The sequence below is a fragment of the Proteus sp. ZN5 genome (assembly GCF_011046025.1).
Taxonomy (GTDB): domain Bacteria; phylum Pseudomonadota; class Gammaproteobacteria; order Enterobacterales; family Enterobacteriaceae; genus Proteus.
This window is the reverse complement of sequence record NZ_CP047639.1, coordinates 248,901-272,093: the sequence shown is the minus strand read 5'-3', so window position 1 is coordinate 272,093 and position 23,193 is coordinate 248,901. Positions and strand designations below refer to the sequence as shown.

Below are 23,193 nucleotides of genomic sequence, written 5' to 3'. Positions count from 1 at the left end.
GCTGGCGACTGACCGAAAGGAAAGAAGCGGGTAATAAAACAGAATTTGCTTGGCGGCCATAGCGCAGCGGACCCACCTGAAACCATGCCGAACTCAGAAGTGAAACGTTGTAGCGCCGATGGTAGTGTGGGGCCTCCCCATGTGAGAGTAGGGAACTGCCAGGCATTAATTAAAGCGTTAGTGTTCAATAACATTAATCGCACAAAGAATACGCGGAGCGGTAGTTCAGTTGGTTAGAATACCTGCCTGTCACGCAGGGGGTCGCGGGTTCGAGTCCCGTCCGTTCCGCCAACTATTTAGGGGCGTAGTTCAATTGGTAGAGCACCGGTCTCCAAAACCGGGTGTTGGGAGTTCGAGCCTCTCCGCCCCTGCCAGTTACCAATTAAGTAATAACAAAATTTATACTTCTTTGTAGCCCAGTTAATTAACTGGGCTTTTTGTTATTTATACATTCTTAATATTTACTGCTCTAAACACTCATCAACTGACTTACCAATGCACTCCCTTTGCCAATATTTATCGGTAATATTCTCTGTTATATCTTATAAATTCTAGAGATAAAACTTAAATCCAAAAGTGATTCATTAATATTATGAATAACTATAGAGTGGATTTAAGTTTTATTGGTTGTTTATCGGCTGTTTTAATAGTTGTTGTATCAATACTTGTTGATCACTGGTATTTAGCCAAACCGCAAATAAAGGTTTTTGAATAATTTCTGTTGAGGCAGGAGCAAGATCTGAATAGAGATCGAGCCAGTGTGTAGGTAGAAATGCAACTGCTTGAGTTGTTTTCATTAATTGATAAGCAATCATTGCGGAGTTAGTGGTTAAAATAGGATCAATTTTTTGCACTGCCCCATTAGGAAGAAAAGGCAGAAAATCAGCGCTCCATTCAATTTTGATAAATTGTGCTATTTCTTCTGTTTTATTTGATGCTATTTTCATCAACTGGAAAGTAATATCACCAATAACTTTACTTTCTAATTCATCCATCTTTGGTGCTTCAGTCGTAAAAAGAAGATCGATCTCTCTTGCATGAAGTTGTTTTACAAGAGATTGCCTTGTAGAGACTCTAGATTCGATTCTAAGCTCTTTTCTTTCTAGATAAGATTCCTGTAACCAAGATGTTAGATATGCTTCCCAGAGTGATGCTGTGGCGCCAATTGATAGCTCTGAATGTTGAGAAGCATGGCTAATCTCTTTTTTAGCGAGAAGCCATGTATTCATTAACGATTCAGCATAAGGGATCAGCCTTTCACCCGCGACAGTTAGACGAATATTATTACGATGGCGTGTAAACAGACTTGTGCCTAACTGTGTTTCCAATTGTCGTATTCTAAAACTAACCGCAGACTGCGTTAAATAAAGAGATTCAGCGGCTCGTCCAAAGTGTCTAGTCTTACTGACTTCCAAAAAGGTTTTCAGTAATTCGGTATCCACATCTATCTCCAAAAAAATTTGTCGTTACGATTTAAATATTTTGTTTTACAGAACTGCATGACTATCTAATACTCCGCGCCATAAGTATGACGATAGAGAATTAGGAGTGTGTCAGATGGCAGAAAGTTTTATCACGACTAATCGTTTTTTTGACAATAAACATTATCCGCGTGGTTTTTCTCGTCATGGCGATTTCACTATCAAGGAATCCCAGATATTGGAACGTCATGGTCAAGCCTTTAATGAGCTTGATTTAGGCAAACGAGAGCCTACAACTGAAGCGGAAAAATTATTTGTTGCCATGTGTCGTGGCGAACGAGAAGCAGCAACGGTCGAAGAAAAAATTTGGAAGAAATATACTAGTCGTATAAGTCGTCCAAAACGTTTTCATACATTATCGGGTGGAAAGCCGCAGCTCGATCCATCTGATGACTATACCGACTCTGATGATTAATATCATTAGTTTTAGTTAAAAGGGGCGTATTTTCGCTCCTTTTTATTTACCCATCTAGTTGCTTTTGTAAATAGATCATTAATCTATCCATTGCACGAAAGCTTAATGCTTCAATTAAATGATTTCTTTGTATTTTCTCTTCATTCGCAAGGTCTGCGATAGTTCTCGATACTCTTAAAATCTTATGCCAAGCTCGTATTGATAATCCTAATTTATTTAGCGTGTCTTCAAGAAAAGTTGCATCACTAGTACTTAACGAGCAATAGCATTCAATCTCTTTTCCAGTCAAATAAGTATTCACTTTTCCACATCGTGCAAATTGCTTTTCTCTTGCCGTAAGAACACGTTCTCTAATTGCAGTACTACTTTCAGTAGTAAATGTGGGATGAATAAGCGCGCCTTGAGGAAGCAGTGGCATTTCGACAGATAAATCAAACCTATCTAAAAAAGGTCCAGAAACCTTGCTTAAATAGCGCAGGATCTGTTTTATTGGTGCTCGATTGTGATTACCTTGATAGTGCCCTGTTGGGCTTGGATTTAATGCACCGACCAATAATACGTTGGCTGGGTAGCTTATTTTGGCTTTTGCTCGTGAAATAGTAATTTCTCTAGCATCTAGAGGTTCTCGTAGTGCATCGAGTACACGGCGTTCGAATTCAGGCAGTTCATCTAAAAATAAAATACCGTGATGTGCTAATGTAATTTCTCCTGGTTTAGGAAGAGCCCCTCCTCCTGTTAAAGCAACAGCAGAGGAAGTATGATGTGGGGCTCTAAATGGTCTTGTAGGCCACTTTTTTTCATCAAATGTTACTCCTCTTAAACTACTAATGATTAATACATCAAGTGCTTCTTTAGCAGTTAAAGGTGGAAGAAGCGTACTTATCCTTTGCGCTAACATTGTTTTCCCTGTTCCCGGTGGGCCAAGAAATAAAATGTTGTGATTTCCTGCTGCTGTAATTTCCGCTGCCCTTTTTGCATTATTTTGGCCAATTATATCGCTCATATCTTTATTATCTTGATTTTCAATTTCATCATTAATAATAAAGCTTTCTGTTTCAATTAATGGTGTATTATTTTCTAGGTGGTGGCAAATTTCTAAAAGATGAGAGGCTAGTAAAGCTGATTTATTGGGTAATAATGAAACTTCAGTTTGATGTTCTGTTGATACAATGCATATTCGACGATCTTTTGAAGCACTAAGAATTGAAGGAATAATGGCGTTTACTCGTTGTAATTTTCCAGAAAGTGCAAGCTCTCCTATAAACTCATAACGTTCTAATTTATCTGAAATTAACTGTTCTGATGCAATTAATATTGCAAGTGCAATAGGTAAATCATAACGTGCCCCTTCTTTGGGTAAATCAGCGGGCGAAAGATTAATTGTTATTCTTTTGGCAGGATAAATATACCCACTATTAATTAATGCACTTCTTACTCTGTCTTTTGCTTCTTTTACGACAGTTTCAGGTAATCCAACTAATGTTAATCCGGGTAATCCCTGACTAATATGAGCCTCGATAGTAATAAGCGGAGCTGATATTCCTAAAGAGGCACGCGTATATATTATTGCTAATGCCATTTTTTATTCTCCATTATTTTTTTCTTTTTAAATTATTTTTTCTTTTGTGTTAAATGGAGAGTTAAATAAATGCGAAGTATCTCGAAAATAACATAACATATTGAAATATAGTAATTAATTAAATAAATAAATAATTTAATAAATATAATAAAAAATATGTTCTCTTTTGGGCTTTAAATAATGACGTATGATAGTAGAAAAAACAAAGTAACGGGTTCTTTATCAGCATTAATAACTAAAAAATAAATATTTTATAGATATATGTTCTAATGGTGGATTGTGGTATAAAAATATATATAAAATTCATTGTGTTACGATTATTTTTAAAATAAACGTTGTCAATTCTAAAATATCATGATAACTCTAAAAGGACAGAGTGAAAGAAAACACAACACAACAAACATTTTAATAAGAAAAGAAGTTATAAAACTATGAATACTATCGTCCTAGTGATTAGCCTAATTATTGTCAGCGTGGTGGTGATTATTAACCCACCGTGCGGGGCTGCACTAGGACGAAGAAAGGCTAACTAAACTAGCCGGATCTCTTAAAAACCCCCGCACCGAAAGGCGCGGGGGTTTTTTTTGAGCCTAAGTTTGAAAAAGAGATTAAATAGAAAATAAATTCAAATTAAACAAGAAGTTAAGATGGCAGGGTGAGAGAATGAATGGAGCACAGTGGTTAGTACAGGCATTACGAAAACATCAAGTTGAAACAGTCTTTGGTTACCCTGGCGGTGCGATCATGCCTGTTTACGATGCCCTTTATGATGGCGGTGTTGAACATATTTTATGTCGCCATGAACAAGGTGCTGCAATTGCTGCTATTGGTTTTGCTCGCTCTACAGGTACAACGGGTGTTTGTATCGCGACATCAGGCCCAGGCGCTACTAATGTTATCACTGGGCTTGCTGATGCATTGTTAGATTCTGTGCCTGTTGTTGCTATCACTGGGCAAGTTGCTTCCGATTTAATTGGTACTGATGCATTCCAAGAAATTGATGTTTTAGGTCTTTCGTTGGCGTGTACAAAACATAGTTTTTTAGTTTCAAACGTTGATGAATTACCGAGAGTGTTATCAGAGGCATTTTCTATCGCATCTCAAGGCCGCCCTGGGCCTGTTTTAATTGATATTCCTAAAGATGTTCAATTGGCTGATGCTTCCCATTTATCAAGCTATGAATTACCCGAAGAGCAAGAGTTTCCTTATCCAGCACAAGAGCTGACACAAGCGATGCAGATGTTAGCGAAGGCACAAAAACCTATTTTATATGTAGGTGGTGGTGTTGCCATGAGTAATGCTGTGGAAACGTTAAGAGAATTTGTGACGCAAACAGGAATGCCCGTTGTTTCCACTTTAAAAGGTTTGGGCTGTGCTGATGCGTTAGATGCCAATTATTTAGGCATGTTAGGTATGCATGGTACTAAAGCGGCAAATTATGCTGTTCAGCGTAGTGATTTATTAATTGCTGTTGGTGCACGTTTTGATGATCGCGTAACGGGTCGATTAAATACTTTTGCACCTAATGCAAAGGTTATCCATATCGATATCGACCATGCAGAATTAAATAAATTGAAACAGGCGCATGTTGCGTTATTGGGTGATGCAAAAGCGTTGTTACCTGCATTGTCTCAGCCATTATCCATCGCTGCTTGGCAACAAGAAATTCAAGAATTAAAAGCAGAACACGCTTGGCGTTATGACCATCCCGGTTCTGCAATTTATGCACCATTATTATTAAAACAATTATCAGATGCGAAACCTGAGAATACGGTTGTGACAACAGATGTCGGCCAACATCAAATGTGGTCAGCACAACATATGACATTTGATACACCTGAAAATTTTATCACCTCAAGTGGTTTAGGCACGATGGGATTTGGTATCCCTGCTGCGGTAGGTGCTCAAATAGCTAGACCAGATGCATGTGTTATCTGTGTATCAGGCGACGGCTCTTTTATGATGAATGTGCAGGAGCTGGGCACAATTAAACGTAAGCAATTACCTATCAAATTGGTGTTATTAGATAACCAACGTCTTGGGATGGTTCGCCAATGGCAAGAGTTGTTTTTTGAACAACGTTATAGCGAAACCATTTTAACAGACAATCCAGACTTTGTTGCCTTAGCCAAAGCTTTTGATATCCCGGGGCAACGCATTACAGAAAAAGCACAAGTTGCTGATGCAATAAAATGTTTATTAGAGAGCGATGGCCCTTACTTATTACAGGTATCTATCGATGACGCAGAAAATGTCTGGCCTTTAGTTCCGCCGGGCGCAAGCAATGATGAGATGATGGAGAAATCAAAATGAACCAACACAATATCACAATTGAAGCCCGTTTTTGCCCAGAGATCTTAGAACGTATCCTGAGAGTTATCCGTCATCGTGGTTTTCATATATGCTCAATGAATATGAATATCACAGAGAGTAACAATATTAATTTAAGTCTGACGGTGAGTAGTCCGCGTCCATTAGAGCTTCTGTGCAGCCAGTTAACAAAGTTAGCTGATGTTGCAGGTATTCAAGTATCACATCAACAGAAAGAAAAATTACGATTCATGAATGCACTAAGTGCCATGTAAGGATAAAAGAATGACAAAGCAAGCTGATTATATTTGGTTTAACGGTGAAATGGTTCCATGGGCTGAGGCAAAGGTTCATGTGATGTCTCACGCATTGCATTATGGTACTTCCGTATTTGAAGGTGTGCGTTGTTACAATTCTCATAAAGGTCCTGTGGTATTTCGCCATCGTGAGCATATGCAACGTTTACATGACTCAGCCAAAATTTATCGTATGCCTGTTGAGCAAAGTGTTGATGAGTTAATGGAAGCATGTCGTGAAACCTTACGTAAAAACAAATTAGTCAGTGCTTATATTCGTCCATTAGTTTTTATTGGTGATGTTGGTATGGGGGTTAACCCACCTGCAGGCTATAAAACAGATGTGATCATTGCTGCATTCCCATGGGGAGCATATCTCGGTGAAGAAGCTTTAGATAAAGGTATTGATGCAATGGTTTCTTCTTGGCACCGTGCTGCACCAAATACTATTCCAACCGCAGCTAAAGCTGGTGGTAACTATTTATCTTCATTATTAGTGGGAAGTGAAGCTCGCCGTCATGGTTACCAAGAAGGGATTGCATTAGATGTTCATGGCTATTTATCCGAAGGTGCTGGTGAAAACCTATTTGAAGTAAAAGATGGCGTTATTTTTACACCTCCATTTACTTCATCAGCACTGCCAGGGATCACGCGTGATGCCATAATCAAATTAGCAAAAGATCTAGGTTATGAAGTGCGTGAACAAGTGCTTTCTCGTGAATCACTTTATCTTGCAGATGAAGTCTTTATGTCAGGTACAGCCGCAGAGATTACACCAGTACGTAGTGTTGATGGTATCCAAGTAGGTATCGGACGTTGTGGCCCTGTGACCAAAGCAATTCAAAAAGCATTCTTTGGTCTGTTTACGGGTGAAACAGAAGATAAATACGGCTGGTTAGATCCAATCAATTCATAAACATAATCAAATAAATTTGTTTAGCGGGTAGATCGTTCCCTACTCGCTTTCTTTATCGCAGGAGTGTGAAAAATGCCTAAATACCGTTCAGCGACAACGACACACGGTCGTAATATGGCTGGAGCCCGTGCCTTATGGCGTGCAACGGGAATGACTGATGCTGATTTTGGTAAACCCATTATCGCAGTTGTGAACTCATTTACGCAATTTGTACCGGGTCATGTGCATCTGCGGGATTTAGGAAAACTCGTTGCTGAGCAAATTGAAGCCGCTGGTGGTGTCGCTAAAGAATTTAATACCATTGCGGTTGATGATGGTATCGCAATGGGACATGGTGGCATGCTTTACTCTTTGCCATCCCGTGAACTTATCGCAGACTCTGTGGAATATATGGTTAATGCACACTGTGCTGATGCGATGGTGTGTATCTCAAACTGCGACAAGATCACCCCAGGAATGTTAATGGCGTCTTTACGTTTAAATATTCCGGTTATTTTTGTTTCTGGTGGTCCTATGGAAGCAGGTAAAACGAAGCTTTCAGACCAACTGATCAAATTGGATCTGGTTGATGCCATGATCCAAGGGGCAAATCCAAATGTCAGCGATGCGGATAGTGAGCAAATCGAACGATCAGCGTGCCCAACCTGTGGATCCTGTTCAGGTATGTTTACCGCAAACTCAATGAACTGTTTAACAGAGGCTCTGGGATTATCTCAACCAGGAAATGGTTCATTACTTGCAACACACGCAGATCGTGAAACGCTTTTTATTAACGCAGGCAAGCGCATTGTTGAATTAACCAAGCGCTATTATGAAAAAGATGATGAGTCCGCATTACCACGCAATATCGCTAAAAAAGAAGCTTTTGAAAATGCGATGATCTTAGATATTGCAATGGGTGGCTCGACCAATACGGTTCTGCATTTATTGGCAGCTGCGCAAGAAGGTGAAGTTGATTTCACTATGGAAGATATCGATAGACTTTCTCGCCAAGTACCTCATTTATGTAAAGTGGCACCAAGTACACAAAAATATCATATGGAAGATGTTCACCGCGCAGGTGGGGTCATGGGTATTTTAGGTGAATTAGACAGAGCCGGATTACTGAACCGTAATGTAGATAATATCTTAGGGTTAACTCTGCCAGAAACATTAGCGCAATATGACGTGATGTTAACGCAAGATGAGCAAGTAAAATCAATGTTCCAAGCTGGCCCTGCTGGTATTCGTACCACGAAGGCATTCTCTCAAAATTGTCGTTGGCCAACCTTAGATACCGATCGTGAAAACGGGTGTATCCGCAGTAAAGAGCATGCTTATAGCCAAGATGGTGGATTAGCGGTTTTATCCGGAAACTTAGCAGTCGATGGCTGTATTGTTAAAACCGCCGGTGTTGATGAAGATAACTTAATTTTTAGTGGTCCCGCAAAAGTATATGAAAGCCAAGATGATGCTGTTGAGGCTATCTTAGGTGGAAAAGTAGTGGCGGGCGATGTGGTCATTATTCGCTACGAAGGCCCTAAAGGTGGGCCGGGTATGCAAGAGATGCTCTATCCAACCTCTTATTTAAAATCAATGGGATTAGGTAAAGCTTGTGCACTTATCACTGATGGACGTTTCTCTGGTGGAACATCAGGTTTATCTATCGGGCATGTTTCACCTGAAGCAGCAAATGGTGGCGTAATTGGTTTAGTGGAAGAGGGCGATATCGTCTCTATCAATATTCCAACTCGTGAAATCTCATTAAAGGTAGATGATAAAACATTATCTGCTCGCCGTGATGCACAAAATTCCCGTGGTGATAAAGCGTGGACACCACAAAATAGACAGCGCCAAGTTTCGTTTGCTTTACGCGCTTATGCTTCTTTAGCCACTAGTGCCGATAAAGGTGCGGTGCGTGATAAATCTAAATTAGGGGGCTAAAAATGGCTGCCTTTAGACCTTTAAATTCAGCGCCAAGTAGCGCTGAATATTTAAAAGCGGCGCTGAGCGCGCCGGTTTATGAAGCCGCAATAGTCACCCCGCTCCAAGAGATGATAAAAATCTCTGAGCGTTTAGAAAATACAATTTTAGTTAAGCGCGAAGACCGACAACCTGTTCACAGCTTTAAATTACGTGGTGCTTATACCATGATTGCAGGGCTGACTCCTGAACAAAAAGCGAAAGGTGTTGTGACGGCTTCTGCGGGTAACCATGCTCAAGGTGTTGCGCTGTCAGCGAATCGAATGGGGGTAAAGGCATTAATCGTGATGCCAGTGGCAACAGCGGATATTAAAGTCGATGCTGTTCGCCAATTTGGTGGAGAAGCTTTGCTTTATGGAGCCAACTTTGATGAAGCAAAAGCGAAAGCTATCGCGCTGTCTGAAGAGATGGGATACACCTTTGTTCCACCTTTTGATCATCCTGCTGTTATTGCAGGACAGGCAACACTGGCAATGGAACTCTTACAACAAGATGTTCATCTTGATCGTATTTTCGTACCAGTTGGTGGTGGTGGTTTAATTGCTGGGGTGGCGGTATTAATTAAACAACTTATGCCAGAAATTAAAGTTATTGGTGTTGAAGCAGAAGATGCTGCATGTTTAAAAGCCGCATTAGAGGTAGGACACCCTGTCGAATTAGCTCGAGTAGGCTTATTTGCAGAAGGTGTTGCCGTTAAGCGTATTGGTGATGAAACTTTTCGTTTATGCCAAAAATATGTTGATGATGTAATAACTGTTGATAGTGATGAAATTTGTGCCGCAGTAAAAGATTTATTTGAAGATGTGCGTGCGATTGCAGAGCCTTCAGGCGCGTTGGCATTGGCTGGGCTTAAAAAATACGTTGAAGATCACCAGATTAAAGGTGAGCGTCTAGCACATGTGCTTTCCGGTGCAAATGTGAATTTTCATGGACTACGTTATGTCTCTGAACGCTGTGAACTCGGCGAAAAACGCGAAGCATTATTAGCGGTGACGATCCCTGAACAAAAGGGGAGTTTTTTGCGTTTTTGTCAGATCTTAGGTCAGCGCGTTGTCACTGAATTTAATTATCGCTATAGCGATGCAGATCCTGAAAATGCACGTATTTTTGTTGGTGTTCGTTTAAGCCAAGGACTGACAGAGCGTAAAGAAATTTTGCGTGAACTTACGACTGCGGGTTATCAAGTGGCTGATTTGTCTGATGATGAAATGGCAAAACTTCATGTGCGTTATATGGTCGGGGGTCGTCCTAATAAACCGCTTAAAGAGCGTTTATTTAGCTTTGAGTTTCCTGAATCACCGGGCGCTTTAATGAAGTTTTTAAAAACATTAGGAACTTATTGGAATATTACGTTATTCCACTATCGTAGTCATGGTACCGATTATGGACGTGTGCTGGTGGCATTTGAATTGCCCGAAACAGAAGGGCGTTTCGAGCGACATTTAGATGCATTAGGTTATGAATATCATGATGAGACAGGAAATCCTTCTTTTCAGTTATTTCTGTCACCACAAACGACAAGTTTAGTCGTGGAGTAATCGCCAAAAAGCACTGATCACAGGTTCTTGAAGGCGTTTGTGTAATCCGCAAACGCCTAACTCGAAAGGTTCTACCATTGAAATATTATCCAATGAAGAGATGCGATTACGAACTGGCTCAGGGCAGTTATCAACGACAACTTGTGGGATAAGTGCAATACCACAACCTAACGCAACCATTGAGACAATTGCTTCATGCCCTGAAACAGTCGCATAAATTAAAGGATTATGGATACGGTGGCGTTTAAACCATAACGCAATTCGTTGTCGTGATGGGCCATGTTCAGGAATGATAAATGGAATATTGAGCCAATCAGGTTTCTCTTGCGTTGCAAGATGGCGAACATTGCAAGGCAGTGCAGGCGCAATCAGTACTAATGGTATTTCACCTATTTTTTCAAAGCAGATATTTTCAGGAAGCTTTTCAGGTTTTCCTGCAATACCTAAATCGGCTTCATCAGATTGCACTTTATCGACCGCATCAGCTGCATCTCCTGTGGTGAGCTTTATTTCAACTAATGGATTTTCTGCACGAAAACGGTCAAGAATAGGTGGCAAATGGCTGTAAGCCGCTGTTACAGAACAAAACAGGCGTAGCTCACCAGAAAGGCTGGGGCTATTTTGATTTAGCGTGTGCTTAAGTTGCTTATATTGCAATAAAGTTTGTTGAGCATAGCGTTTTAGCTGTTCGCCCGCATCAGTGAGAGTCACCTGTCGGTTATCACGTAAAAACAGAGGGTGGCCTAAGCTTTCTTCAAGTCGTTGAATTTGACGAGAGAGCGTAGAAGGGCTGACGTGCATCGCTTGTGCTGTCTTGGTGAAGTGACAACTTTCAGCTAAATGCAGGAAGAGTTTGAGATCACGAATATCCATTGCCTGCCGCCTTAGGTGATAAAAAAGAACGTTGCATTTTTTGCAACACTATCTTGTAAATATATCAATTTAAGCAATGGCTTTCATCCCATATAGTAAAGTCATGCAACACCTCACTGAGAGTGAGGATAATAATAGCAAACACATACACAACGATTTTGGAGCCTTCTATGACAAATTATTTTAATACATTGAATCTGCGTCAGCAGTTATCGCAATTAGGTAAATGTCGCTTTATGTCACGTGAAGAATTTGCTGATGAAGCAAATTATCTGAAAGGCAAAAAAGTCGTTATTGTTGGTTGTGGCGCTCAAGGCCTGAACCAAGGTTTAAATATGCGTGATTCAGGTTTGAATATCGCGTATGCCTTACGCCAAGAAGCGATTGATGAGAAACGTGCCTCATGGCGTCGTGCAACCGAAAACGGTTTTGAGGTTGGAACCTATGAAGCGTTGATCCCTCAAGCGGATTTAGTTGTTAACTTAACGCCAGACAAACAGCACTCTGCTGTTGTTCAAGCTGTTCAACCGTTGATGAAATCAGGTGCAGCATTAGGTTACTCTCACGGTTTTAATATCGTTGAAGTTGGCGAAAAAATTCGTGATGACATCACCGTTGTTATGGTTGCACCAAAATGTCCGGGTACTGAAGTTCGTGAAGAATATAAGCGTGGTTTTGGTGTTCCAACACTGATTGCAGTTCACCCTGAAAATGATGCAAAAGGCGAAGGTATGGCCATTGCTAAAGCATGGGCTGCCGCAACAGGTGGTCATCGTGCGGGTGTTTTAGAGTCCTCTTTCGTTGCTGAAGTAAAATCAGACTTAATGGGTGAACAAACTATTCTGTGCGGTATGTTACAAGCAGGCTCGCTGTTATGTTACGACAAGATGGTTGCTGATGGCGTTGAGCCGGGATATGCAGGTAAGTTGCTGCAATTTGGTTGGGAAACGATTACAGAAGCACTGAAGCAGGGTGGTATCACCTTGATGATGGACAGATTATCTAATCCTGCAAAAATGCGTGCTTACGCATTATCAGAGCAACTGAAAGAGATCATGGCTCCACTGTTTGCAAAACATATGGACGATATCATTTCAGGTAAATTCTCTGAAACTATGATGGCTGATTGGGCTAATGATGATAAAAACTTACTGACATGGCGTGAAGAGACCGGAGCAAGCGCATTTGAAAATTATCCTGAATATGAGGGTAAAATCAGTGAGCAAGAGTACTTTGATCACGGCGTATTAATGGTTGCAATGGTTAAAGCTGGTGTTGAATTAGCTTTTGATACCATGATTGAAGCAGGGATCTTTGCAGAATCAGCTTATTATGAATCACTGCATGAGCTGCCATTAATTGCAAATACCATTGCTCGTAAGCGTTTATATGAAATGAACGTGGTTATTTCTGATACCGCAGAATATGGTAACTATCTGTTCTCATTTGCTGTTGTTCCTATGCTGAAAGAGTTTATGACAACATTACAATCTGGCGATTTAGCGAAGAAAGTTCAAGATAATGGAACCGATAACGCACAATTACGTGATATCAATGAGGCAATTCGTCAGCACCCAATTGAAGCCGTAGGTAAAACGTTGCGTGGGTATATGACGGATATGAAGAAGATTGCTGTTGCCAACTAATTTTTCGTCGCTCTTTACGCGATAAGTGCGTTGGCTACACTCGGTTACCCAAGTCACATACTAATGTATGCTCCTTGGGATAACCTCTTTTGTTGCCTTCTTCTCACGTAAATAGCTTAGAAAAATAAGTGAAAAGTGAAGGTTAAGTTTTTGCTATCTTCTCATGCAAAGAGCTTAGAAAAATAAGCGAAAAGTGAAGATTAAATTTTATTGAAAACCGTATTTCTTAATGGAGTACGGTTTTTTGTTTTTATAGTGTGAGAAAAATTGAAAGAGGGAATACTCAAGACTTTGATTGCTTTCTGCTACAATTGTCCCCCGTTATGTTCTTGGTTAATGAAGTTTGGAAAAAGTATGCGATTAAATCCTGGTCAACAAAAAGCAGTAGAATATGTGTCAGGCCCTTGTTTGGTCTTGGCAGGTGCAGGATCGGGTAAAACACGGGTTATTACCAATAAAATTGCACACCTCATTCGTCAATGCCAATATCCAGCAAAGCAAATTGCGGCGGTTACATTTACCAATAAAGCTGCGCGTGAAATGAAAGAGCGTGTTGCTCAAACCTTAGGTCGCCAAGAAGCGAAAGGGTTAATGATCTCAACGTTCCATACATTGGGATTAGAAATTATTAAACGTGAATATAAAGCGTTAGGTATTAAAGCTAAATTTTCACTGTTTGATGATCAAGACCAATCTGCATTACTTAAAGAATTAACGGCTGATTTATTAGAAGAAGATAAAGATTTACTGTCTCAGTTAAAGAGCCAAATCTCTAACTGGAAAAATGATATGCTCACGCCAGATCAAGCAATAGGAATGGCGCGTTCGCAACAAGATCATACATTTGCCGAATGCTTTCGACGTTATGAGCAACATCTGCGTAGTTGTAATGTGCTCGATTTTGATGACTTAATTAGTCGGCCAACTTTATTATTACGCACAAATGAAGAGGTCAGAGAGCGTTGGCAAAGACGTATCCGCTATTTGCTGGTGGATGAATATCAAGATACAAATACAAGCCAATATGAATTGGTCAAATGGCTGGTTGGTGAAAGAGCTCGCTTTACGGTTGTAGGCGACGATGACCAATCAATCTATTCATGGCGTGGTGCTCGACCTCAAAATTTAGTGCTATTACAAAAAGATTTTCCACAACTTAATGTGATTAAGCTCGAGCAAAATTATCGCTCTTCTGGGCGTATTCTAAAATCAGCGAATATCTTGATTGAAAATAATCCCCATGTTTTTGAAAAACGGTTATTTTCAGAGTTAGGTTATGGTGATGAACTACGGGTTTTAACGGCTAATAATGAAGAGCATGAAGCAGAACGTGTGGCTGGTGAATTAATTGCTCATCACTTTATTAATAAAACCAATTATAAGGATTACGCGATCCTTTATCGTGGTAATCATCAGTCTCGTATTTTTGAAAAATACTTGATGCAAAATCGTATTCCTTATCGTATTTCAGGTGAAACCTCTTTTTTCTCACGAGAAGAGATAAAAGATATTCTGGCTTATTTGCGAGTGATTACTAATCCTGATGATGATGCGGCATTTTTACGTATTGTGAATAAGCCTCGCCGTGAAATTGGCCCTATGACGATCCAAAAGTTAGGTGAATGGGCAAAAGTCCGAGATAAGAGCTTATACAATGCCTGTTTTGATTTGGGATTAGGTCAAACCTTAACAGGTCGAGGTTTAAATTCATTACAAGCATTCTCTCAATGGATGTCACGTATAGTGCAAAAATCAGAACGAGAGCCGCTGTTGGCTGTGCGCGATTTATTGCATGAAATGGATTATGAAAGTTGGTTATATGAAACCTCAAGTAGCGCAAAAGCCGCTGAAATGAGAATGAAAAATATTAATCAGCTATTTTTATGGATGAGTGAAATGCTTGAAGGTGATGAATTACATGAACCTATGACACTTTCTCAAGTCGTTAACCGTTTTACCTTGCGCGATATGATGGAGCGAGGAGAAACAGAAGAAGAGTTAGATCAAGTTCAGTTAATGACATTACATGCCTCTAAAGGTCTTGAGTTTCCTCATGTATTTTTAGTAGGAATGGAAGAGGGTATATTGCCACACCAAAGTAGTATTGATGAAGATAATGTAGAAGAAGAAAGGCGTCTTGCTTATGTTGGGATTACTCGAGCACAAAAAACACTCACTTTTACGTTATGTAAAGAAAGGCGTCAATATGGCGAATTAATTAAACCCGACCCAAGCCGTTTTCTTTATGAATTACCTCAAGATGATTTGAATTGGGATACTAATAAAAAGAAAGTGTTAAGTGCTGAAGAAAAACAAGAGAAAGGGCAAAAAGGTGTTGCGGGATTAAGGGCTATGCTGGCAAGACACAAACCCGAATAGTATAAGGTTTGCTAGATAAAATAAACCCCTTGGCATATTGATATCCAAGGGGTTTTTATTTTTGTATAAGTAAAAAAATTAACTTATACGAGAGCTGTTTTGTTCTTCAATCATTAAAGACCAATGGACATAGCTCTGAAGTTGGATCTCTTCTTGGAGATTTTCAGCCCGTAATGGATGCTCATTAAGCCATTGATATGGCAGTGTAATAATGAGTTTCTCATCTTCAGTGCGTAATCGTAATGCAGGGAGCGTATCATCACGGCGACGGCTAGCAAAAATGATGGCTAATCGCAGTAAACGCACTAGTCGATTTGCTTGAGTTATCGGTAGTGCGTTTTGATGATTAAGGGGGGCAAGATCGATGATCCCTGTTTGGTTCTTTAGCAAAGAAGCCAATAAACGTCGTTGTGCAGGTGTGTATCCTGGCAAATCAAGATGAGAGATCAGATAGCTTGCATGTGAAGGTGCTTGACGGAAATCAACACTTAGGCCGATTTCATGTAATGCACTGGCGCTGTTAAGCAACTCACGGCAACGATTATCTAACTGCCAACTCTTGCTGACTTGGATAAAAAAGTGTTCTGCAAGTTGTTGAACTCGGTGTGCTTGCTCAATATCAATTTGAAACCGGCGCTGGACATTACGAAGAGTACGCTGGCGGATATCTTGCTCAATAGGAAGATGTAACATTCCATAGACTAAGCCTTCTCGTAATGCACCACCTGCTAAGATCATATTGTCGATATGCAGTGTTTCAAATATGGCGATTAAGATAGCAAGCCCACTTGGAAACACTAAGGCTCGTTCAAAAGTAAGCCCTTCAATTTCAAGTTCTTCTAGTTTCCCACACTCAATGGCTTTGTGCTTGAGTCGCTCAAGCTTAGGTAAGGTGATTAATTCATCCATACCTTGAGCAATCATGATCTCTTGCAACGCTTGTACAGTACCAGAGGCACCTACACACACTTGCCAGCCTTGCTCAATTAATTTATCTGCCACTGGGGCGAGTATCGCTTTGGCTGCGTCTTGTGCTTTAGCAAAATTTTCTTGAGTTAGAGAGCGGTCAGTAAAATAGCGCTCTAACCAAGTTACACAGCCCATACTTAAGCTCATTAATTGCGTCGTTTTAGCGCCAGTACCTGTAACCAGTTCTGTGCTGCCACCACCAATATCGACCACTAAACGTTGCTCTGCACCACCAGTGGTATGTGCAACGCCACGATAGATAAGGCGTGCTTCTTCCTCACCACTAATAACATGAACTGTATTGCCCAATATTTCAGACGCTTTTGCGACAAAAATATCTGTATTTTTAGCAATACGTAATGTGGCTGTTGCTACGACTCTGATTTGTTCAGCCGGAATATCACGTAGATATTCGGAAAAAAGTCGTAAACATTGCCAACCGCGTTCCATTGCCTGCTCTGACAATTCATTTTCACTGTTTAGGCCAGCTGCGAGTCGAACTTTACGTTTCACGCGGGAAAGGACTTGTATAGAGCCCGCGATTTCTCGAACGACTAACATATGAAAACTGTTAGAACCTAAATCAATAGCAGCATAAAGTGATGAGGATTTCAGCATAATTTATGGATGACTCGGGCGTTTATTTCGGTTATTACGTTGAGTATTATTTCCTCTATTATTTCGCGCCGGCGCATTGTTGCGACGAGGCTGACCTTGGCGAGGACGGTGACGGCGTTTAGGCTCAGGAAGATCAGCTAATAATGCATCACTATTATATTTACTCACGGGAATAGCATGTTGAATATAGGTCTCAATGGCAGGTAAATTCAGCGCATATTCTTCACATGCAAGGCTGATTGAGTTACCACTATTTCCAGCACGTCCTGTTCTACCAATACGGTGAACATAGTCTTCACAGTCATCAGGTAAATCATAGTTAAAAACATGTGTTACTGATGGAATATGAAGGCCTCTAGCGGCAACGTCAGTAGCAACCAGAATATCAATATTACCTTGGGTAAAATCTTCTAAAATGCGTAGACGTTTTTTCTGAGGAACATCACCAGTTAATAAACCAACACGGTGCCCATCTGCGGCAAGGTGCGCCCAAATGTCGTCACAACGATGTTTTGTATTGGCAAAAATGATACAGCGATCTGGCCATTCTTCTTCAATCAATGTTTGAAGAAGACGCATTTTTTCTTCATTTGAAGGATAAAAGAGTTCTTCTTTTATGCTAAAACCTGTTTTTTGTTCAGGTTCTACTTCAACATATTCAGGATTATTCATCTGCTCAAAAGCAAGTTCTCTTACGCGGTAAGAAAGCGTTGCAGAGAACAACATATTCATACGCTCAGCCGCAACTGGCATACGACGGAAAATCCAACGAATATCTTTAATAAAGCCGAGATCGTACATTCTGTCAGCTTCATCAAGTACCACAACTTGGATTGCGCTAAGGTTAATATGGCCTTGCTTAACGTAGTCAATTAAACGACCGGTTGTGCCAATAACAATATCGACACCATTATTTAATACTTTTAGTTGTTCGTCATAGCCGTCGCCACCGTAGGCGAGACCCATTTTAATCCCTGTATTTTGCGCAAGCTCTTTAGCATCAGAATAGATCTGCACGGCTAATTCGCGTGTTGGCGCCATAATAAGTGCACGAGGTTGATTGGTTTCATGCCCTTCTTTAGCTGGGTGCGTTAAAAGATAATGAAACGTTGAAGTTAAAAACGCCAACGTTTTGCCTGTTCCTGTTTGGGCTTGCCCGGCAATGTCTTGACCTTTCACAGTGATAGGTAACGTCAATGCCTGAATTTGTGTACAATTAGAGAACCCTTTTTTCTCAAGGGCTTCTATCACTTTTGGATGCAAGGCGAAGTCGGAAAACTTCTTTTCTGTCAAATATGTTTTGCTCATAATGTAATAGAATATCAGTTATGGGTTGCATTACAAAAGTTTATCCGCTGAAATGCAGACAGACTTTTGTTATTTAATGTTACACTGGTACGGTCAATATTATTCTTTGGAGTAGAACAATGAGCGATAAAATCCTTCACTTATCTGACAGCAAATTCGATGCTGATGTATTAAATGCAACCGGCCCTGTGCTCGTTGATTTCTGGGCTGAATGGTGTGGCCCATGTAAAATGATTGCTCCTATTCTAGATGAAGTTGCAACAGAATACGCTGGTAAATTAACAGTTGCGAAGCTAAACATCGATCAAAACCCGCTGACAGCACCAAAATACGGTATTCGTGGCATTCCTACACTGATTTTATTCAAAAATGGTGCAGTTGCTGCGACTAAAGTAGGTGCATTGTCAAAAACTCAACTGAAAGAGTTTTTAGACGAAAATATCTAATTTGATTTAGATATCAAAAATAAAGTAGGACGTTTAGACCTTGTCAGTATTTCTGTTATTGACCGCTAGACGTCCGCTTCGAAGCATGATAAGTTAGCGCCACTTACTTACATAATATATCGGATCTACTTGTCAATATGATTAGACACGATTAAATAAGTCTGAGATATTGAATATCAAGCGTACAAAGTAATAGAATTGAATATCATGATATGATATTTAATCTAATATGATATTTAATATAAGTAATCTGAATTCATCTAACCAGTCAAGTTGCCTTAGAATAATCTATAGTATTCAAGGAATATAAATTTTTCCAAAATATGTTCCTAACCCATATGTTGAAAGTACACTCATGCATCGCAAAAATGAATGTCACTTCTCTGGGATAAAGCAGACTGGTCTAATAGTATTAACACTCTCTAACATTATCATTTTAGTTATACTCTTATGTTAGAAAGTTATAATCTGTAATTTTACACATGACGAAACTGACAGCGATTCGCTGTTATACTATTCACGTTCATAGTTCGAGAGTTACCCCGAGTTATTAAGAACCCACCATTATGAATCTTACCGAATTAAAAAATACGCCGGTATCAGAACTGATAGCACTTGGCGAAAATATGGGGCTAGAGAATCTGGCTCGAATGAGAAAGCAAGACATTATTTTCTCTATCTTGAAGCAACACGCGAAAAGTGGAGAAGATATTTTCGGTGACGGTGTGCTGGAAATATTGCAGGATGGCTTCGGCTTCCTACGTTCCGCAGACAGTTCCTACCTTGCTGGTCCCGATGATATCTACGTTTCTCCAAGTCAAATTCGCCGTTTTAACCTTCGCACTGGTGACACCATCGCAGGGAAAATTCGTCCTCCTAAAGAAGGTGAACGTTATTTTGCCCTCCTAAAAGTTAATGAAGTTAACTTTGATAAACCAGAAAATGCCCGCAGTAAAATCCTCTTTGAAAACTTAACACCTTTACATGCTAACAATCGTTTACGCATGGAACGTGGTAATGGCTCAACAGAAGACTTAACTGCGCGTGTTCTTGACTTAGCGGCGCCAATTGGCCGAGGTCAACGTGGTCTTATTGTTGCTCCACCAAAAGCAGGTAAAACTATGTTGCTGCAAAATATTGCAGCAAATATTGCTCATAACTACCCTGATTGCGTATTAATGGTACTTCTGATTGATGAACGTCCAGAAGAAGTGACAGAAATGCAACGCTTAGTAAAAGGTGAAGTAATTGCTTCAACTTTTGATGAACCAGCTTCTCGTCACGTACAAGTTGCAGAAATGGTGATTGAAAAAGCGAAGCGTCTAGTTGAGCATAAAAAAGACGTTATCATCCTGTTAGACTCCATCACACGTTTGGCGCGTGCTTATAACACCGTTGTTCCTTCATCAGGAAAAGTGTTAACAGGTGGTGTGGATGCAAACGCATTACATCGTCCTAAACGTTTCTTTGGTGCAGCCCGTAATGTTGAAGAAGGTGGTAGCTTGACTATCATTGCAACAGCATTAGTCGATACGGGTTCTAAGATGGACGAAGTTATCTACGAAGAATTTAAGGGTACAGGTAATATGGAATTACACCTGTCTCGTAAAATTGCTGAAAAACGTGTTTTCCCTGCGATTGATTACAATCGTTCTGGTACACGTAAAGAAGAGTTACTGACGTCTCAGGATGAGCTACAAAAAATGTGGATCCTGCGTAAAATTATTCATCCAATGGGTGAGATTGACGCAATGGAATTCCTCATTAATAAGTTAGCAATGACTAAGACAAATGAAGAATTCTTCGACTTTATGAAACGTTCATAAAGTGTATTAACAAAGTGATTGAGCTGAGAATAGGATTAAAATATTAAAATAGTGTGCTCTGTTACAGAATAAGTAATATCACCTCAATTTATATGCTGTTAAGCTCGTTTACTTTGTAAGAATGACGATATGATGAAAACGCCACAATAGTTTGTGGCGTTTTTTGTTTTTTTATGGGTGTGATTCAATTTTAGAATGCAATATTTTAGCGAGATGTTGGTATATATATTGCATGTTTTGATAATTGATAAAAATAGCGATGGCATCAATAAAAATAGTTAAGGAAAACTTATAATTGATGAAGGGTGGTGGGTTTTGAATAAACTCGTCGTGGTGAGGCTGGAAAAAGAATAAAAACACATGGAAGCGTAAAATAACCAGCTATATTTATTATAGAGAACAGTACTGTGGATATACTAAAAATGAGCACAAGCGTTTTTTATGTGTTCTTATTTTCTTTCGCATTTTTATTCTTGGCTCGTAAAATTGCAAAGAAAATTGGACTCGTGGATAAACCGAATTATCGTAAGAAACATCATGGATTGATCCCTCTAGTCGGAGGAATATCAGTCTATTTTGGTATTGTTTTCGCATTTTATATTTCAGATATTTATATTCCTCATAAGGAATTGTATCTGGCATGTGCGGGACTTCTTGTTTTTATCGGCGCATTAGATGATCGCTTCGATATTAGTGTCAAAATTAGAGCAACAATCCAAGCTTTTGTTGGGATCGTGATGATGGTGGGTGCAGGGTTAAAACTCGACACTCTGGGTCATGCTTTTGGTCCTTGGGAAATGCATTTAGGGCCTTTTGGCTATATTGTTACACTTTTCGCTGTTTGGGCAGCAATCAATGCCTTTAATATGGTTGATGGTATTGATGGGTTATTAGGTGGTCTTTCTTGTGTCTCTTTTGGCGCGCTGGGTATTTTATTATATCAAAGTGGTAATTCAGCTCTCGCATTCTGGTGCTTCTCATTTATCGCGGCAATTTTACCTTATATCCTTCTAAACTTAGGGGTCTGCGGTAAAAAATTCAAAGTCTTTATGGGAGATGCGGGAAGTACACTGATTGGATTTACCATTATTTGGTTATTAGTCGCATCAACACAAACTCAGCCTCGCCCTGTTAAGGCAGTAACTGCATTATGGATAATTGCTATTCCTCTTATGGATATGGTGGCAATTATGTACCGTCGTTTACGTAAAGGGATGAGTCCTTTCTCTCCAGACCGTCAACACATTCACCATTTGATCATGCGTGCAGGTTTTACTTCTCGCCAAGCCTTTATTTTAATTACTGTGGCTGCTGCGCTATTAGCTGCGATTGGTATTATCGGTCAAAACCTATCATTTGTCCCTGAATGGTTTATGTTGGCATTATTCTTGCTTGCATTTGTTATGTATGGTTATTGCATTAAACGCGCGTGGCGAGTCGCTCGTTTTATTAAACGACATAAGCGTCGCTTACGTAGAGCAACACAACAGCATTAATATAAGCAGAGGTTTTTTAACGTGATGAACTCGGAAAATAACGCCTCCCGACAGGGTGAACAGCCAGATAATGAACTTGATATTCGAGGTCTTTTTTGTGCACTTTGGTCAGGCAAAAGCTGGATTATAGGGTTCGCTCTGCTTTTTGCAGTGATTGCACTTGGTGCATCTTATTTGATGCAACCTAAATGGAGTGCAATCGCAATCACAGAGAAACCAACGATTAATAACTTAGGCAGTTATTATTCGCAATCTCAGTTCTTGCGCAATCTTGATACACAGATTAACCCAGCGGCACAAACCCCAGCTTTAACTATTTCAGATGAAGCTTATCAAGAGTTTATTACTCAAATCGCGGCGTTTGATACACGTCGTGAGTTTTGGTTGCAAACGGATTATTTCAAACAACGCAAAGAGAGTGATGAACAGGCTAATGCTGCGTTATTGGATGAGTTAATTAACAATATTCAATTTACGCCTGCTGATGAGAAAAAATTAGTTAATGATCAACTGAAACTCATTGCGGAAACATCAAAAGAAGCGAGTCAATTATTAAATGAGTATATTGCTTTTGCTAATAAGAGAGCATCTACCCATCTTAATGATGAAGTGATAACAGCTTGGGCAACTAGAACTCAATCAATGAAAGCGCTAGTTAAACGCCAAGAAATGGCGGCTCAATCTGCGTATCAACGCCAAGTTAACTTATTAGAGCAATCAATTAAAGTGGCTGAGAAACAAGGTATTTCTCAAAAACAAACATCGATTGCGATTGATGAGTTACCAGATTCTAAACTGTTTCTGTTAGGTGTTCCTCTGTTGCAATCACAGCTAGAAACTTTAGTGGCAACAGGTGCTGATTTTGATAGTGATTATGACCAAAATACGGCAATGTTAGCGACCCTTGCTGTGGGCGCAAAATTACAAGATAACTTCCAAACTTACCGCTTTCTACGTACCCCTGAAGATCCTGTTAAACGTGATAGTCCTCGTCGTGCCTTTATGATGGTACTTTGGGGCGCTATTGGTGTTTTAGCGGGTGCAGGTGTTGCATTAGTAAGACGCAGTTCATTAAAAAAATAATAATAATTAATTTTTGTCATTGATGACAATAACGAGACATCAGGTGTTTCGG

General features: G+C 39.9%; 18 protein-coding genes, 2 tRNA genes and 1 rRNA gene. 16 read left to right on the top strand and 5 right to left on the bottom strand.

All coding sequences use genetic code 11. The annotated features are described in order from the left end of the window. Positions 1 to 48 precede the first annotated feature (48 nt). The 3 genes from rrf (at position 49) to GTK47_RS01285 (ending at position 374) form a co-directional block, all read left to right on the top strand. Positions 49 to 164: ribosomal RNA gene (gene rrf, locus GTK47_RS01295) — 5S ribosomal RNA — on the top strand. A gap of 50 nt (positions 165 to 214) precedes the next feature. Further along, positions 215 to 291: transfer RNA gene (locus GTK47_RS01290), tRNA-Asp, on the top strand. 7 nt (positions 292 to 298) lie between these two features. Then, a tRNA-Trp gene (locus GTK47_RS01285) sits at positions 299 to 374 on the top strand. Positions 375 to 620: 246 nt separating this feature from the next. Here GTK47_RS01285 and hdfR read toward each other — a convergent pair. Next, complete coding sequence (gene hdfR / locus GTK47_RS01280) at positions 621 to 1,442, bottom strand: HTH-type transcriptional regulator HdfR (protein ID WP_165121889.1); 822 nt, start codon at positions 1,440 to 1,442, stop codon at positions 621 to 623. A gap of 115 nt (positions 1,443 to 1,557) precedes the next feature. On the opposite strand from hdfR, the gene GTK47_RS01275 reads away from it, so the two are divergent. Next, the gene (locus GTK47_RS01275) at positions 1,558 to 1,896 is read left to right on the top strand and encodes a DUF413 domain-containing protein (protein WP_036939631.1); all 339 of its coding nucleotides are present in this window, start codon (positions 1,558 to 1,560) and stop codon (positions 1,894 to 1,896) included. Positions 1,897 to 1,942: 46 nt separating this feature from the next. Here the strand turns inward: GTK47_RS01275 and GTK47_RS01270 are convergent, their stop codons facing one another. Further along, entirely contained in the window at positions 1,943 to 3,475 is a 1,533-nt protein-coding gene (locus tag GTK47_RS01270) for a YifB family Mg chelatase-like AAA ATPase (protein ID WP_165121888.1), read from the bottom strand. A gap of 431 nt (positions 3,476 to 3,906) precedes the next feature. On the opposite strand from GTK47_RS01270, the gene ilvL reads away from it, so the two are divergent. The 6 genes from ilvL to ilvA all read left to right on the top strand — a co-directional run bounded on the left by ilvL (position 3,907) and on the right by ilvA (position 10,497). After that, a complete protein-coding gene (gene ilvL, locus GTK47_RS01265; RefSeq protein ID WP_071788577.1) occupies positions 3,907 to 4,008 on the top strand; it encodes an ilv operon leader peptide in 102 nt (33 codons plus the stop codon). Positions 4,009 to 4,138: 130 nt separating this feature from the next. Beyond that, complete coding sequence (gene ilvG, locus GTK47_RS01260) at positions 4,139 to 5,788, top strand: acetolactate synthase 2 catalytic subunit (RefSeq protein ID WP_165121887.1); 1,650 nt, start codon at positions 4,139 to 4,141, stop codon at positions 5,786 to 5,788. Continuing rightward, the gene (ilvM, locus tag GTK47_RS01255) at positions 5,785 to 6,060 is read left to right on the top strand and encodes an acetolactate synthase 2 small subunit (RefSeq protein WP_165121886.1); all 276 of its coding nucleotides are present in this window, start codon (positions 5,785 to 5,787) and stop codon (positions 6,058 to 6,060) included. The genes ilvG and ilvM overlap by 4 nt, the downstream gene beginning before the upstream one ends. 10 nt (positions 6,061 to 6,070) lie before the next feature. After that, the gene (gene ilvE, locus GTK47_RS01250) at positions 6,071 to 6,997 is read left to right on the top strand and encodes a branched-chain-amino-acid transaminase (protein WP_023583659.1); all 927 of its coding nucleotides are present in this window, start codon (positions 6,071 to 6,073) and stop codon (positions 6,995 to 6,997) included. A 72-nt stretch (positions 6,998 to 7,069) separates the two neighbouring features. Next, positions 7,070 to 8,920, top strand: a complete 1,851-nt coding sequence (gene ilvD, locus GTK47_RS01245; RefSeq protein ID WP_165121885.1) for a dihydroxy-acid dehydratase — start codon at positions 7,070 to 7,072, stop codon at positions 8,918 to 8,920. Between the two features lie 2 nt (positions 8,921 to 8,922). Then, the gene (gene ilvA / locus GTK47_RS01240; protein WP_165121884.1) at positions 8,923 to 10,497 is read left to right on the top strand and encodes a threonine ammonia-lyase, biosynthetic; all 1,575 of its coding nucleotides are present in this window, start codon (positions 8,923 to 8,925) and stop codon (positions 10,495 to 10,497) included. Here the strand turns inward: ilvA and ilvY are convergent. Continuing rightward, positions 10,483 to 11,370, bottom strand: a complete 888-nt coding sequence (ilvY, locus tag GTK47_RS01235) for an HTH-type transcriptional activator IlvY (RefSeq protein WP_075674047.1) — start codon at positions 11,368 to 11,370, stop codon at positions 10,483 to 10,485. The two genes, ilvA and ilvY, sit on opposite strands and share 15 nt — an antisense overlap. A gap of 170 nt (positions 11,371 to 11,540) precedes the next feature. Here ilvY and ilvC point away from each other — a divergent pair, with 170 nt between their 5' ends. Further along, positions 11,541 to 13,016, top strand: a complete 1,476-nt coding sequence (ilvC, locus tag GTK47_RS01230; RefSeq protein WP_165121883.1) for a ketol-acid reductoisomerase — start codon at positions 11,541 to 11,543, stop codon at positions 13,014 to 13,016. A 354-nt stretch (positions 13,017 to 13,370) separates the two neighbouring features. After that, entirely contained in the window at positions 13,371 to 15,395 is a 2,025-nt protein-coding gene (rep, locus tag GTK47_RS01225; protein WP_075674049.1) for a DNA helicase Rep, read from the top strand. Positions 15,396 to 15,473: 78 nt separating this feature from the next. On the opposite strand, the gene gppA is transcribed toward rep, so the two are convergent. After that, on the bottom strand, positions 15,474 to 16,982 hold the full coding sequence (gene gppA, locus GTK47_RS01220) for a guanosine-5'-triphosphate,3'-diphosphate diphosphatase (protein WP_165121882.1): 1,509 nt from the start codon (positions 16,980 to 16,982) through the stop codon (positions 15,474 to 15,476). Positions 16,983 to 16,985: 3 nt separating this feature from the next. After that, entirely contained in the window at positions 16,986 to 18,290 is a 1,305-nt protein-coding gene (gene rhlB / locus GTK47_RS01215) for an ATP-dependent RNA helicase RhlB (protein WP_165121881.1), read from the bottom strand. Between the two features lie 119 nt (positions 18,291 to 18,409). Here rhlB and trxA point away from each other — a divergent pair, with 119 nt between their 5' ends. The 4 genes from trxA to wzzE all read left to right on the top strand — a co-directional run bounded on the left by trxA (position 18,410) and on the right by wzzE (position 23,141). Next, a complete protein-coding gene (trxA, locus tag GTK47_RS01210) occupies positions 18,410 to 18,736 on the top strand; it encodes a thioredoxin TrxA (protein ID WP_006535838.1) in 327 nt (108 codons plus the stop codon). Between the two features lie 566 nt (positions 18,737 to 19,302). Beyond that, the gene (gene rho / locus GTK47_RS01205; protein ID WP_023583649.1) at positions 19,303 to 20,562 is read left to right on the top strand and encodes a transcription termination factor Rho; all 1,260 of its coding nucleotides are present in this window, start codon (positions 19,303 to 19,305) and stop codon (positions 20,560 to 20,562) included. Positions 20,563 to 20,969: 407 nt separating this feature from the next. After that, positions 20,970 to 22,058: a UDP-N-acetylglucosamine--undecaprenyl-phosphate N-acetylglucosaminephosphotransferase gene (gene wecA / locus GTK47_RS01200; protein WP_109410128.1), complete on the top strand. Its 1,089-nt coding sequence runs from the start codon at positions 20,970 to 20,972 to the stop codon at positions 22,056 to 22,058. A gap of 24 nt (positions 22,059 to 22,082) precedes the next feature. Continuing rightward, a complete protein-coding gene (gene wzzE, locus GTK47_RS01195) occupies positions 22,083 to 23,141 on the top strand; it encodes an ECA polysaccharide chain length modulation protein (protein ID WP_165126427.1) in 1,059 nt (352 codons plus the stop codon). Positions 23,142 to 23,193 lie beyond the last annotated feature (52 nt).

Bases quoted from the DNA above. Each gene is read 5' to 3' on its own strand.
- GTK47_RS01275 (WP_036939631.1), top strand. From the start codon at position 1,558: ATGGCAGAAAGTTTTATCACGACTAATCGTTTTTTTGACAATAAACAT.
- GTK47_RS01270 (WP_165121888.1), bottom strand. From the start codon at position 3,475: ATGGCATTAGCAATAATATATACGCGTGCCTCTTTAGGAATATCAGCT.
- ilvL (WP_071788577.1), top strand. From the start codon at position 3,907: ATGAATACTATCGTCCTAGTGATTAGCCTAATTATTGTCAGCGTGGTG.
- ilvG (WP_165121887.1), top strand. From the start codon at position 4,139: ATGAATGGAGCACAGTGGTTAGTACAGGCATTACGAAAACATCAAGTT.
- ilvM (WP_165121886.1), top strand. From the start codon at position 5,785: ATGAACCAACACAATATCACAATTGAAGCCCGTTTTTGCCCAGAGATC.
- ilvE (WP_023583659.1), top strand. From the start codon at position 6,071: ATGACAAAGCAAGCTGATTATATTTGGTTTAACGGTGAAATGGTTCCA.
- ilvD (WP_165121885.1), top strand. From the start codon at position 7,070: ATGCCTAAATACCGTTCAGCGACAACGACACACGGTCGTAATATGGCT.
- ilvA (WP_165121884.1), top strand. From the start codon at position 8,923: ATGGCTGCCTTTAGACCTTTAAATTCAGCGCCAAGTAGCGCTGAATAT.
- ilvY (WP_075674047.1), bottom strand. From the start codon at position 11,370: ATGGATATTCGTGATCTCAAACTCTTCCTGCATTTAGCTGAAAGTTGT.
- ilvC (WP_165121883.1), top strand. From the start codon at position 11,541: ATGACAAATTATTTTAATACATTGAATCTGCGTCAGCAGTTATCGCAA.
- rep (WP_075674049.1), top strand. From the start codon at position 13,371: ATGCGATTAAATCCTGGTCAACAAAAAGCAGTAGAATATGTGTCAGGC.
- gppA (WP_165121882.1), bottom strand. From the start codon at position 16,982: ATGCTGAAATCCTCATCACTTTATGCTGCTATTGATTTAGGTTCTAAC.
- rhlB (WP_165121881.1), bottom strand. From the start codon at position 18,290: ATGAGCAAAACATATTTGACAGAAAAGAAGTTTTCCGACTTCGCCTTG.
- trxA (WP_006535838.1), top strand. From the start codon at position 18,410: ATGAGCGATAAAATCCTTCACTTATCTGACAGCAAATTCGATGCTGAT.
- rho (WP_023583649.1), top strand. From the start codon at position 19,303: ATGAATCTTACCGAATTAAAAAATACGCCGGTATCAGAACTGATAGCA.
- wzzE (WP_165126427.1), top strand. From the start codon at position 22,083: ATGAACTCGGAAAATAACGCCTCCCGACAGGGTGAACAGCCAGATAAT.